The 1,474-nt window shown below is 53.1% G+C and carries 1 protein-coding gene; it reads left to right on the top strand.

Annotated features, from left to right (window positions below; translation table 11 throughout):
* Nucleotides 1–1,474: triacylglycerol lipase (locus tag IV04_RS24110; protein ID WP_072010974.1), on the top strand; the 1,474-nt coding region annotated here is incomplete at both ends.

Here is a 1,474-nt window from a genome sequence, read left to right as displayed (position 1 = left end):
GGGCGGTATACCGCCTCCATCACCCCAGGCAGAAAAGAAGATAATAAAAAGGCCATTATCTACCTTGATGATATTCGGGTGATCCCCATCGTTTTTTTACCGGGAATAATGGGCAGCAATCTGCAAACCATTCCTAAGAACAAAAATCTGCAGGGCGATGCTATATGGCGACTGGATGGAAAAACCTCGTTATTGGGTTGGTCACTGCCGTTCGCCGGCAGCGCAACCAAACGCAAGGAACAACTCGATCCGAACAAAGTGCAGGTCGATGATCGCGGGAAGATTATTGACCCGTTGCAGTATGAGATGGCGGTGTTAGAGGGCCAGTATCCTCCGGGCAGCAGAACCACGCGGGAAGAGATTGATGCTTACAATAAGGCGAAAGAGGCCGTGCTGGCCAGGGATACCGAAAGCAAACTGTTTGGCAGCCGCCGAGATCGTGGTTGGGGGCAGGTGGCCAAGATGAGCTATGGCACGTTTCTGGATTGGTTGCAGCATACGCTGCACCGCGATAAAAAAGGCAAGGCCTGTCAGGAACTGTTAAACAAGCTGTTGGGTGTGGAGTACAGCCGCGAGGCCGAGGCGTTGACTGAAGGGGATCTGAAGGTTCTGGATAACTACCGTTTTCCGGTTCATGCCATGGGCTATAACTGGTTGGGCTCTAACATCGAGTCTGCAGAACGCCTTAAAAACTATATTGATGCCCTGCTCAAAAAATACCGTGAAGCGCCAATGAAGTACAAGTGCAACAAGGTGATTTTGGTCACCCATTCCATGGGGGGACTGGTGGCACGCTACTACTCTGAAGTGCTGGGGGGAAAGGCCAATATCTACGGCATTGTGCACGGGGTGATGCCCTCAACTGGGGCCCCCGCAGCCTATACCCGAATGAAGCGCGGTACCGAGAACCCCCAGTCAACCCCACAGGGCTATATAATTTCGCATGTTCTGGGGCGCAATGCCGCCGAGATGACCGCTATCTGCTCCCAGTCTCCCGGCCCACTGGAGCTGCTGCCTTCACCGTTGTATGGCAAGAACTGGCTGAACATTGTGGATCGTCATGGCAACAAGAAGAGCTACCCAGACCAAGATCCCTACACAGATATTTATCTCAATCAGACCGACTGGTGGCGGCTGAACGACCTCAACCTGCTAAACCCTCAAAACAGCAGCGGTAATCCGGCGCAGTTGGCAGAGGATTGGATAATTTTCAAAAAGATCATGATAGAGTCCGTTGAGGTCTTTCATACAAGGTTAGCCGACAAATATCATTCCAATACCCATGCCTTTTATGGGCTGGATACCGCCACGCCTGACCGTGTATCTGCCGCGTATGCCACCCATCAGGTAGTCACCTGGAAGGGGGAACTGGCGAAGGGGCTGTCCCCTATGCCATGGCGACCGACAGCGGTGCGCCAGGAGGGCGATTTGCTGGATCCGAAAGAGCTGATGGGGTACCGCACCACCTATACGC

Source organism: Serratia sp. Ag1 (assembly GCF_000743355.1).
Taxonomy (GTDB): Bacteria; Pseudomonadota; Gammaproteobacteria; order Enterobacterales; family Enterobacteriaceae; genus Chania.
The sequence above is the reverse complement of the archived record's forward strand: the minus strand, read 5'-3'. Positions and strand labels throughout refer to the sequence as shown.